Source organism: Orenia sp. (assembly GCF_055140805.1).
This window is the reverse complement of record NZ_JBSQYM010000098.1, coordinates 1-11,107: the sequence shown is the minus strand read 5'-3', so window position 1 is coordinate 11,107 and position 11,107 is coordinate 1. Positions and strand designations below refer to the sequence as shown.

General features: G+C 32.3%; 9 protein-coding genes. 8 read left to right on the top strand and 1 reads right to left on the bottom strand.

Translation table 11 applies throughout. The features are described 5' to 3' along the window. Positions 1-664: 664 nt before the first annotated feature. The 6 genes from rimO (at position 665) to ACTCDL_RS10340 (ending at position 7,466) form a co-directional block, all read left to right on the top strand. Positions 665-1,993, top strand: a complete 1,329-nt coding sequence (gene rimO / locus ACTCDL_RS10365; RefSeq protein ID WP_463176395.1) for a 30S ribosomal protein S12 methylthiotransferase RimO — start codon at positions 665-667, stop codon at positions 1,991-1,993. 2 nt (positions 1,994-1,995) lie between these two features. Next, positions 1,996-2,514 (top strand): CDP-diacylglycerol--glycerol-3-phosphate 3-phosphatidyltransferase, encoded by a 519-nt coding sequence (gene pgsA / locus ACTCDL_RS10360; protein WP_463176396.1) that lies wholly within the window; start codon positions 1,996-1,998, stop codon positions 2,512-2,514. Continuing rightward, the gene (locus ACTCDL_RS10355; RefSeq protein ID WP_463176394.1) at positions 2,511-2,969 is read left to right on the top strand and encodes a phosphatidylglycerophosphatase A family protein; all 459 of its coding nucleotides are present in this window, start codon (positions 2,511-2,513) and stop codon (positions 2,967-2,969) included. The genes pgsA and ACTCDL_RS10355 overlap by 4 nt, the downstream gene beginning before the upstream one ends. 177 nt (positions 2,970-3,146) lie before the next feature. Further along, entirely contained in the window at positions 3,147-4,661 is a 1,515-nt protein-coding gene (locus ACTCDL_RS10350; RefSeq protein WP_463176393.1) for a flagellin N-terminal helical domain-containing protein, read from the top strand. A 136-nt stretch (positions 4,662-4,797) separates the two neighbouring features. After that, positions 4,798-5,949, top strand: a complete 1,152-nt coding sequence (locus tag ACTCDL_RS10345) for a DUF362 domain-containing protein (RefSeq protein WP_463176392.1) — start codon at positions 4,798-4,800, stop codon at positions 5,947-5,949. 275 nt (positions 5,950-6,224) lie between these two features. Further along, positions 6,225-7,466 (top strand): hypothetical protein, encoded by a 1,242-nt coding sequence (locus ACTCDL_RS10340; protein WP_463176391.1) that lies wholly within the window; start codon positions 6,225-6,227, stop codon positions 7,464-7,466. Positions 7,467-7,783: 317 nt separating this feature from the next. Here ACTCDL_RS10340 and ACTCDL_RS10335 read toward each other — a convergent pair whose 3' ends face one another. Further along, positions 7,784-8,527 carry a phosphatase PAP2 family protein gene (locus ACTCDL_RS10335; RefSeq protein WP_463176390.1) on the bottom strand — a complete coding sequence of 248 codons (744 nt, stop codon included), beginning with the start codon at positions 8,525-8,527 and terminating at the stop codon, positions 7,784-7,786. Positions 8,528-8,864: 337 nt separating this feature from the next. Here ACTCDL_RS10335 and ACTCDL_RS10330 point away from each other — a divergent pair, with 337 nt between their 5' ends. Both ACTCDL_RS10330 and ACTCDL_RS10325 read left to right on the top strand, forming a co-directional pair. Then, entirely contained in the window at positions 8,865-9,542 is a 678-nt protein-coding gene (locus ACTCDL_RS10330) for a response regulator transcription factor (RefSeq protein ID WP_463176389.1), read from the top strand. After that, positions 9,539-10,954 carry a sensor histidine kinase gene (locus ACTCDL_RS10325; protein WP_463176388.1) on the top strand — a complete coding sequence of 472 codons (1,416 nt, stop codon included), beginning with the start codon at positions 9,539-9,541 and terminating at the stop codon, positions 10,952-10,954. The genes ACTCDL_RS10330 and ACTCDL_RS10325 overlap by 4 nt, the downstream gene beginning before the upstream one ends. Positions 10,955-11,107 lie beyond the last annotated feature (153 nt).

Below are 11,107 nucleotides of genomic sequence, written 5' to 3'. Positions count from 1 at the left end.
TTACTAGCCACAGGTTTCAACCTGTGGTGATGGTGATATGTTACACTACGGGTTAAAACCCGTAGCTAAAACTTAAAGTGTCGCAATATACCCATTAAGTTTAATTTCAGGGTTAGACATTTATAATAAGGTTAAATTATATATTTTAAGAGATATGAACTAATTAAAATTAATTAAATTCTTTGAAGTAAATAAGTAAATATTATATAATGAAATAGTTATAGAGATAAGGGAGCAATCGTGCTCTCTTATCTTCGTTTAATAGTTAGTATTTATTTTAGTATATAGTGTTATAGATTGAATTAAACAATTTTATTAATTAAGGTTCAACAACAAGCTTTGTGATTAACAATAGTTATATCCTAAAATATAACTTTAGGAACCAGGAGTAAGGAAGCTGTGAATTATACTGATTCTAGATTCCTGATAACCGATTTCTTATATTTTATTATTAGTTATCAATCTGATTTTTCACAAAAATCATGGAAGAGCCTTAATTAAAAATTAATAATTCAACTTATATAGTATTAAATCTTACTATTAATAAAGGATTTTTTAATTAAGATGGTGAAAAGCTATATAATAATTAGGCAAATTAAAATACCGTATATATATATCTGCCAGTATACAAGATAATAAGTTATAAGAGGAGTGACTTTTTAAAATGAGTAAAATAGGATTGTTAAGTTTAGGTTGTGCTAAGAATCAAGTGGATTCTGAGATTATGTTGGGATTGATTAGAGAAGGTGGACATGAGATAGTTAAGAAGTATGATGAAGCTGAAGTATTGATAGTTAATACCTGTGGCTTTATCTCTGATGCTAAAGAAGAGTCGATTAATAGTATCTTGGAATTGGCTGAGTATAAGAAGGATGGTAACTGTGAGTTACTAATAGTGACTGGTTGCTTATCTCAAAGATATAGTGAAGAGCTGAAAAAAGAGATGCCAGAGGTTGATGCTATTATAGGGACAGGGAACTTTGATGCAATTGTAGAGGTTATTAATGATGCCTTTGGTGGCAAGAAGAGAATAGAGGTTACTAATCCTGAATTTGATTATGATCGCTATCTACCTAGAACTAATCTAACACCAGATCATACAGCCTATGTTAAGATAGCAGAAGGTTGTAACAACTGTTGTTCTTATTGTATTATTCCTCAATTAAGAGGAACTTTAAAGAGTAGATCAATTGAAAATATTAAAGAAGAGGTTGAGCAATTAGCTCAAGCAGGTGTGAAGGAAGTTAATATTATTGCCCAAGATATAACCCAATATGGGATTGATCTTTATGGGGAGTCAAAATTAGTAGATCTCTTAAAAGAGTTATTAACTGTTGATACTATTAGATGGTTTAGATTACTATATGCTTATCCAAGCCATTTGACTGATGAGATGATTGATGTGATTGCTACAGAAGGTCGTATCTTAAATTATCTTGATTTGCCAGTACAACATGCAGATAATGAGATTAGAAAGCAGATGAATCGTGGTGGGACTAAAAAGGATGTATTAAGAACTATCAAGAAATTACGTAAGAGAATTCCCGATATTACTTTAAGAACTTCACTGATTGTAGGATTTCCAGGAGAGAGTGAAGAACAGTTTGAGACTCTAGTTGATTTTGTCAAAGAAGCAGAATTTGATCGCTTAGGGGCGTTTACTTATTCTCAAGAAGAAGGGACTGTAGCTGCAAAAATGCCTTGTCAGATTCCTGAAGATAGAAAGCAGGAGCGATATGAAAGGGTTATGAGTATACAAGAAGATATCTCATATCGAAGAAATCAGGCCTGGGTTGGGAAAGTAGTTGAAGTTTTATTAGAAGAAGTCCAATCAGAAGAAGAAGCTATTATGGTGGGAAGGACTCGCCGAGATGCTCCTGATGTTGATGGAGTTATTTATGTAGAGGGTACATCAGCTAAGATAGGTGATATGATTAAGGTCAAGGTTAGCCAGGCCTATGAGTATGATTTAGTAGGAGTGGAAATTGAATGAATTTGAATTTACCAAATAAATTGACTTTGCTTAGAATTGCTTTAGTACCAATTTTTATGATTTTTTTATTGTTAGAGTCTTTAGGTGATATAGGAAGATATTTAGCATTAGGAGTCTTTATTCTAGCTGCAATTACCGATGCATTAGATGGTTATATTGCTAGAAGGGATGGTTTAGTAACTAATTTAGGGAAGTTTATCGATCCTTTAGCTGATAAATTATTAGTTTCAGCGGCTTTTATCTCTTTAGTTGATATGCAAGCCATCAGTGCTTGGCCAGCAGTTATTATTATCAGTCGTGAATTTGCTGTGACAGGTTTGAGAATTTTGGCTGCTGCTGAAGGAGTTGTAATTGCAGCAAGTAATTTAGGGAAGTATAAGACCAATGCTCAGATTTTTTCGATAATATTTTTAATCTTAGATTTACCTTTTTCTAATATTTTGTTATGGATTGCTGTAATATTGACTCTAATTTCTGGTCTAGATTACTTATTAAAGTCTAAGGAGTTGATTAGTGAATGAAAGGATGGAGCATAGATAAGGTAGTTGAATTTCTTGCCACTGGATTTTATAGTGGACTTAGCCCTTATGCCCCAGGAACGGTAGGAACTTTAGTAGCGACTATCTTATTATGGATTGCTTTTAAGTTTGGCATGGGATTAGTGGGTTTTCCTTTGGTTTTTATAGTATTTATACTTGGTACTTTTCTCTCTCATCATGCTGAAAATCTCTTTGGTGAGAAGGATGCACCTCAGATTGTAGTAGATGAGTTTGCTGGTTTATTGGTTGCTATGTATAATTTGGCACCTACTATGTTAATTCCTGCTTTTGTACTATTTAGAGTTTTTGACATCTTAAAACCACCACCAATTCGTAACCTTCAGAAGTTTCATGGTGGAGTGGGCATCATGTTAGATGATATCTTGGCAGGGATAATAGCAAATCTATTAATTCAATTTATTCTACATTTTGCTTAGAAGCTAAGGGTACTATGAGAAATCAGAGTACCCGTTTTTAATATTTAAATTATGATTAATTAAAGGGAAATGTGTTATATGGATTTAAGAGTATTATTTGACATAAAATAATAATTATAGTATTATTGTTATATAAATAACATTTCGATTTTTGCATTTCTGTAGGGGGTTTTGCTGATGATAATAAAGAGCAATTTGGCAGCTATAAATGCATATAATAAACTAAAAGTTAATAGTAAAGAACAGACTAAAATTTTGGGTAAATTGTCTTCAGGAAAGAGGATTAATCAAGCTGCCGATGATGCGGCAGGGATGGCTATTGCACAGAAAATGAAGGCACAGACTAGAGGATTAAGGATGGCTAAGTATAATATTCAGAATGGAATATCCTTAGTTCAGACTGCTGAGTCTGGTTTAGGGGAGATACAGAGCCAAGTACATAGAATGAGGGAGTTAGCAGTTCAAGCAGGTAATGGAACATTAACTGAGAATGATAGAAAAGAGGTTCAAAAAGAGATAGAGCAATTAAAAGCGGGGATTGATGATATTGCTCATGGTACAGATTTTAATGGGATAAAGCCTTTGTCTCCTAAATTTAAGGTTAATTCACAGCCAAGCAATTCCGGTACTACACCTAAATTAGATATTGTATTTCATATTGATTATTCTGCAAGCATGACAGATGGTGATATTACTGCTGTAAAAGAAGGGACTAAATCTTTTGTAGAAGAATTAGGTCAGTCAACAGACGCTCAAGTGGCAGTGGTGAATATGACTAATGACGGTAGAATTTCAATTAAGGATACATATTCATCTTTTGAAAGTGATACTGATAAGATTAAATCTAATATTGATAATACAAGTAAAGTAGATAGTTGGACCAGACCTTATGAACAAATTGATAGGGCTTATCCTGATGGTGACATTGGTAAACGATTAGGTTATAGAGAAGGAGCACATAAGGCATTTGTTTTATTTACTGATGCATATGATGAAGCTGCTAAGTATGAATCAGGATACTTTTCTAGTGAAGAAACTGCTAAAAATACATTAGAAGGTACTAATATTAAAAATGGTTTTGATAGTGATGATATTCAAACCTATGTATTTGGAATGGCTGGTACAATAAGTGAAGGTGATTTTGATGAAATTGTTGATTTTACAGGAGGAAAATACTATTCACCATCCAGTTCTGATGATATCACTGATAAATTAAATCAATTAGTAGATGATCTAAAAACTAATGTAGATAAAGTAGAAGGAGATAATAGTCAGAAACTAGAACCATCTACTCTTAGGTTACAAGTGGGACCAAATTTAGGAGATGAATTAAGAATTGAATTGACCGATGCTCGTACTACTAACTTAGGTATAGATGATATTAAAGTTGATCCTATAGAAGAGGCTATGAAAGCTATTGAAAAGCTAGATAAAGCTAATAGTCAAGTGTCTAAAGAGCGCGGAAAATTTGGTTCTTATGAAAATCGTTTAAATCACATATATAATAATGTTGCAAATTCTGAATCTAATCTAACTTCGGCTAATTCTAAAATTGAGGATGCTGATATGGCTAAACAGGTTATGAAAATGACTAAAGGACAAATACTAAAACAAGCAGGGGAAGCTATACTCTCTCAAGCTTCTTCTATGACACAAGGGGTATTAAGTCTTCTTCCGTCAGATATGAAATAAATATGAATTAAATCTAAAAAGACTGAACATCTTTAATTAAAGATGTTCAGTCTTTTTTATTCTTATATATTTAAAGGAATTTTAACCTAATAATAGAAACTATAAATATATCTTATATTGAAGGAGAGAGACTCTAATGGGCTTTAAAGATAATCGAGTAATGGTGCTAAAATGTAATGATTATGATGTCAAGTTAATAAGGGAAAATTTAAAGAGAGGTTTGGCACCGTGGGGTGGAATAGAGGCCTTTGTTCAGCCTAATCAACAGGTACTTTTAAAGGCTAATTTAGTTATGGCCAAAAAAATAGAAAAATCTGCTACAACTCATCCTGCCTTAGTTCAAGCAGTAACAGAGTTAGTACAGGAGGTTGGTGCAAAGGTTATTATTGGTGATAGCCCTGGTGGTCCTTTCAATGAATCGATGGTGAAGAGAGTTTATCGTAAGACTGGAATGGAAGATGTAGCCAAAAATACTGGAGCAGAGCTGAATTGGAATTTTGATGAGGTTCAAAGTCCTTTTACTGAAGGCAAGGTTTTGAAGAATATAACCCTAGGTAAATTTATTAGTGATGCTGATGTGATAATCAACTTGCCTAAATTTAAAAGTCATGGGCTGACTAAGATGACCGGTGGAGTTAAGAATATGTTTGGTGCTATTCCGGGCCTGTTAAAAGCAGAGTATCATATGAAAATGCAGGAGATTGATGATTTTTCCAATGCTTTAATGGATATAGCCTTGGCTACTAATCCAGATTTAACAATTATGGATGGGATTATAGGAATGGAGGGAGAGGGTCCTACAGGAGGAGAACCTATCAAATTAAATACTATCTTAATCAGTCCCAATCCTACTGCTTTAGATGTAGTAATGGCTAAAATAGCCAAATTAGATCCATTATCGATTCCTACCATTAAAATTGCTAAGGATAGAGGGCTTATCTATCAATTAGAGGAGGTTGAGCTTTTAGGTGAAGAGGTAGAGCAATATTCCTTTGTAGCACCAACTATTCAGGATTCTGTTGAATTGTTGACTCTCAGATTACCTACTCCAATTGCTAAATGGCTACTTTCTCATATGCGACCCAAGCCTATCTTCCAAAAAGATAAGTGTATACAGTGTGGTGTCTGTATTCAGAGCTGTCCCCCAAAGATAATTACTAAGACCGATAGCTGTGTTGAGGCAGATTTGGATAAGTGTATTCGTTGTTTTTGTTGTCAAGAACTATGCCCTCAAGAGGCTGTTGACATTCATCGGCCATTTTTGGGAAGATTATTATTTGGGAAGTAGTTTAAATTTAAATATCTATATTATAGAGAATATGAAAAAATTTAAACTTCTTTAGCCACGAATTAACACAAATGAAACACGGATAAAATCAAAATCTTAATTTAATATCTCAACTTATCTTGGAATAATTCGTGGAGATTAGTGAGATTCGTGGCAAAAAATTGTTTTTATCTTTAGGTTATAAATTAACATAATAATTATTAATATAAAATATTTGTAATATTTTTGGCTTTACCATAAGTAGAGCAAGCTAAAGATAGGAAGGAGAAATTAGATTGAAAAGAGTACTAAGATATGTACTTATAATCTTTATTCTAAATGCAATATTAGCAAGTGGAGTTAATGCTACAGAAGAGATAGAAAGTGATTGGTGGTTTCCTTATATAGGGAGATTTAATGGTAACTGGGATTTGAGTGTAGGGGCTCATTTTTGGAATGATCATTTTAAATTAAGAAATTTACAATTAAAATCAAATGTCGATTTAGCACCTGGGATAAGAGTGAATTCAATTTTAAGGTCTAATAAGAAGCTTGATACAATTGAGGGTTTTGACCCTAACTTTGATGAGCTCTACATAGAGAGTTATGGTTATCACTATGGGCAATTAGGTACTTTAAGTGGGAGCTTGAAGATAGGTAAGATGAGATATTTAAGATTTCCAAATCCAGATTTAATATCTACCTTTGATCAAGTACCAGGAACTGAGGATTTGCGTTATGAGAATGCTGAAACTGGTTATAATGGTCAAATGCTAACTTTAGATTATAATAGTAAATATGGCTTAGGTTATCATATCACAGGTATCAATTGGGGATTTGGGGAACGTGATGGTAGTAATTTAATAGAAAACTATATCTTCTATCGTGATAAATTTGGAATGGTAGATTTTGAGGCTAGGGCTGGAGATTTACCTCTGCGCCATCCTGGAGGGCCAGTTAAAAGAGAGGGAAGGCCCTATCAGTTAGGTAGAAGTGGTCCAGGTTATAGTCTTTATTTGGGATTTGATTGGAAAGGATACAAAGTAGGAGCTTTATATGAAAATCTCTTAGATGAAAAGTTTGATGAGAGGGATATTAGAACAGGAATTATGGTTACTTTTAATTTTTCTAAGGTAACAGAGTTTTTAGGAAAGGTTCGTTTTGATTATACCCGTTCACCAGAAGGCTTTGTCAATCATCTACCTTTATTAGAAGGTAGAATAGGAAGTATTAAAGAGAAAGCACCTGATGGTGCAGTTTTAGTAGGAGAGATTAAAGCTAAACGGATAATTACATATTGGCAGAATGGGCAGGGTAGAAATTTCTATGAGCATAGATTATCCCATTGGGGCAATGTAGATGCTGATAAGACCATTGTGGTTATAGATGAAAAACCTTGGTATTTGCGCTTAGAGTCTTTAGTCAGTCCCCATACTTCTTTTAAAAGCTTAGATGATATCAAGAAGTGGGAAAAGGATCGCCAGGGACCAGCTCAATTAGAGCAGTTGCTTACCTATAAATTCTATAAAGTAGAGTAGAGAAGGTATAGTCATTCAACTTTAGAGTGAGATTTAAATATGTCGTTATATAGATATATTACGACACTTTTAGGAATCTGGAATCAGTAGTCAGGAATCAGTTATAAACACTGATTCCAGATTCCTGATTCCTGACACGAAAGTGTACCATTATCTCTATATAGCATTATGGCTAAATTTTATTCTAGATTCACGAACCTATAATCTGTATAGTCAGTAGAATTAAAATTAATAAATACTTAATTATAACATTCAGAGTATATCTGGGTGTTATTTTTTAGAAAATAAGAATTTACAACTAGTTTTTAGTAGAATTTTTATATTTCTGAATGAATTTCAATGGGGTTATTTGAGATTTTGTTTATATTATTCTGATAAGCCATTATACCGATTATTGTGCCTAAAAAAGCAGCCATAATAACATCGCTAAGCCAATGTTTAAAGAGGTATACTCGAGCGAAGGCTACTAAAATTGATAGAGTAAGCAGAGAAGATTTTAATAGTTTATTTTTAAAATGAATTACTAGAGGTACCATAGTAGCAAAGGCTACGATAGTATGTCCAGAAGGCATACTCCAATAATCTGCTTTAAAAATATTAGAATGATTATAAACAAATAATTCATAAGGGTTTAAATCAGTATAGGGTCTGGCTCTGTTAAATAAAATCTTTAAGAACAAATTGAATAAACCTGCATAAATAGAAGAACTAAGAGAGATTAATAATATCTTCTTATACTTCTCCTGTTGAACTAACAAAGAAACAATTAATAGGGTAATAAATAAGGGGAATATAAAGGAGCCATCTCCAAATTTATTTATAATTCTAATAAAAGGCTTCAAAAAACTAATATTATTTTGATGAGAAAAGTATTTGGAAATCGGTAAATCTAAGAATGAAATTGAAAATAGTGTTATAATAAATACTATGATGGATGGTCTGATATTCTTTTTAATTATAATCGATAATTTTTCAAGGGAACCTTTCCAGTACTCCTCTTTAACTAAATAATAGATTATAGATACAAATAAAATATACATATATATAGATGGTATTAGCATAAACTCACTCCTTTAAGTATTTTCTTGTTTAAGTTTATAATAGGAGTATTAAAGAGAAATGAAATTCAGATTAGGATTTTTTAATCCTAATTAGTAAAATTATTTTAAAAAATAAAAATTAAAAAAAGATTAAAATATTTTAATCTTTTTTTAATTTTTATTTAATCCTTTTAATATAGGATATATGGGAAAGGCAATTTATTAAATAAAATAATTTGATAAGATTAAAGTAGTAGGTATAAATAAATTCAGATATCATCTGAATTTTTGTTTTTAAGTTTATTTAAAATTAATTGATAATATTATAATGCAATTAAAGGAAGGAGCAGGGATAAAAGTGAGGTTGTTAATAGTAGAAGATGAATATCATTTGGCAGAAGTCTTACAGAAAGGTTTAAAAGAAGATGGTTATGCTGTTGATACTGTTAATAATGGAGAAGAAGCAATAGATTTAGCTACTGTAATACAGTATGATTTGATTATCTTGGATTTAATGCTACCTGTCAAAAGTGGGATAGAAGTGTTAAGGGAATTAAGAGGTCAAGGAAATAAAGTACCTGTTTTGATTCTTACAGCTAAGGATTCAATAGAGGATAAGGTGATGGGCTTAGATTTAGGTGCAGATGACTATTTAACGAAGCCTTTTGCTTTTGCTGAATTGAGAGCAAGAATTAGAGCTTTATTTAGAAGAAAATTAGAGGAGAGTAATAATGTATTAAAGGTAGATGATTTAGTATTAGATACTATTACCCACAAGGTAACTAGAGCAGGAAAAGAGATTGAGTTGACAGTTAAAGAGTATTCTGTTTTAGAATATTTAATTAGAAATCGTGGACAAGTTTTGAGTAGAACTCAAATTGAGGAACATGTCTGGGATTATAGATATGGTAGTAACTCTAATATTGTAGATGTCTATATTCGTTATCTGCGCAAGAAGATAGATAAGAATTTTGATAGAAAATTAATAGAGACTGTTAGAGGACGTGGTTATAGATTGAAAGTGGTAAGAAGATGATAGGCAGATTAAAGAACCTCTCTTCTAGAATTAAGGTCAGATTAACACTTTGGTATATTATTATTTTAGCCTTAGTTTTGATATTTTTTAGTGGAACTCTTTACTGGAGCATGGAAAACTATATTCATGATAGAGTAAGAAAGCAATTACAGATTCAAGCAGAGAAAGTTCTAAGAGAAGCTAGCAAAGAGGAGCAAAATGATAATGAACCCTATCTGCTTACATTAGAGGAAGAGTTAGAAGAAATCATTTTTAAAGGAACTATCAGTGCTTTTTATAATCAATCTGGGAAGTTACTTATGGGTAAATATGTTACTAAAGTAACTCCTAAGGTGATTAAACCTGCTGAATCTGATTTTCTAATAGAGTTAGAGGATAGTGGAAGTGATGAAAAGTGGGTAGTGGTAACTGTAATAGCTAAAAATAAACAAGATGCTATAGGATATTTGAGGTTAGCACGTTCTTTAGCTGATGAAGAAGCAACTTTAAATAAGCTAATAACTATTTTAATATTAGGCATACCATTAACCTTATTACTAGCTAGTAGTGGAGGTTACTTTCTGGCCTATAAAGCTTTAAAGCCTATTGATCAGATTAGTAAGACTGCTCAAGCTATAAGCCATAGTAACCTTTCAAAGAGAATAGTTGCTAAAAATAGTGATGATGAAACAGGGCGTTTGATAGATACTTTAAATGATTTATTAAATCGCTTGGAAGAAGCCTTTAGTAGGGAGAAGCGATTTACCAGTGATGCTTCCCATGAGCTAAGAACTCCTATTGCTATAATTAGAGTACATGCTGAAGAGAATTTAAAAGAGAAACGGTCTACTAAAGAGTACAGACATGCCTTGAAAGTTATTCATAAGCAGACTGATTACATGAGTCATTTAGTAGGACAACTGTTATTATTAGCTCGCAGTGATATGAATCAACAACCTATCGAAAAAGAAGATTTAAATTTCACAGAATTAATTGAAATAGTTATTGAAGAGATGGAGGAGTTGGCTTTAAAAAAAAGTATTAATATAGCTTTTAAGGTTGAACAAGGTTTGAGCCTATATGGTGATCAAAGTATGTTAACTCAACTATTAATAAATCTGTTGGATAATTCTATTAAGTATACACCTCCTAAAGGCAGTATAGCTGTCAATGCTAAAGCTGAAAATAATCAGATTAAAATCGAAATTAAGGATAGTGGTATCGGTATCTCTAAAGAGGACCAAGCATATATCTTTGATAGATTTTATCGTGTAGATAAATCTCGCTCTAGAGCTAGTGGTGGAAGTGGCTTAGGCTTATCAATCTGCCAATGGATTGTAAAGATTCATAAGGGTAATATAGAGATTGAAAGTGAGATTAAGCAAGGGAGTACATTTACTATCTGTCTTCCACAGAATAAAGATGGTAATTAAGTGATTTATTTATATTAATAATAAGGTTGAGATAATAGATAGATATTGCGACAGTTTCGTGTCGAGTGTGAGCTATGAGTGTGAGTAAACCACCCTCTCCTAAATCCTCTCCCTAATAAGGAGAGGACTTTAACTTCTTTTTATTCCTCCCCT

Bases quoted from the DNA above. Each gene is read 5' to 3' on its own strand.
- rimO (WP_463176395.1), top strand. From the start codon at position 665: ATGAGTAAAATAGGATTGTTAAGTTTAGGTTGTGCTAAGAATCAAGTG.
- ACTCDL_RS10355 (WP_463176394.1), top strand. From the start codon at position 2,511: ATGAAAGGATGGAGCATAGATAAGGTAGTTGAATTTCTTGCCACTGGA.
- ACTCDL_RS10350 (WP_463176393.1), top strand. From the start codon at position 3,147: ATGATAATAAAGAGCAATTTGGCAGCTATAAATGCATATAATAAACTA.
- ACTCDL_RS10345 (WP_463176392.1), top strand. From the start codon at position 4,798: ATGGGCTTTAAAGATAATCGAGTAATGGTGCTAAAATGTAATGATTAT.
- ACTCDL_RS10335 (WP_463176390.1), bottom strand. From the start codon at position 8,527: ATGCTAATACCATCTATATATATGTATATTTTATTTGTATCTATAATC.
- ACTCDL_RS10325 (WP_463176388.1), top strand. From the start codon at position 9,539: ATGATAGGCAGATTAAAGAACCTCTCTTCTAGAATTAAGGTCAGATTA.